Below are 247 nucleotides of genomic sequence, written 5' to 3'. Positions count from 1 at the left end.
AACAAGCGACCTTCCGCCGCAGCTGCGCAATCGGGCGCCAGCTTGCGCGAAATTTCCGCTTGCCCGCTTCCGCGACAGACTTAAAATTTGGGACATAGTTCCGAAATATGGAACCTGCCCGGATCAGGCCACTTCGGCGGCGACGTTGCCGATCCAGTCGCGGGCGAGTGTTACATCGGCCTGCGAGAGCTGATGGCCTGTCGGCAGGACCTTGTGGACCACGCTCGCGTCCGCTGCCGATAGCAAC

1 pseudogene is annotated in these 247 nt (G+C 61.5%); it reads right to left on the bottom strand.

From position 1 onward, the window contains the following. Positions 1–123: 123 nt before the first annotated feature. Positions 124–247 (bottom strand): annotated as a pseudogene (locus G8O24_RS44895) (alpha/beta hydrolase); the annotation flags it as partial.

Origin of the sequence: Bradyrhizobium campsiandrae, from assembly GCF_014529705.1 — a bacterium.
In the GTDB taxonomy this organism is placed as follows: Bacteria; Pseudomonadota; Alphaproteobacteria; order Rhizobiales; family Xanthobacteraceae; genus Bradyrhizobium; species Bradyrhizobium campsiandrae.
Note: the sequence above shows the minus strand (reverse complement) of the source record. Positions and strands in the feature narration are given on the sequence as shown.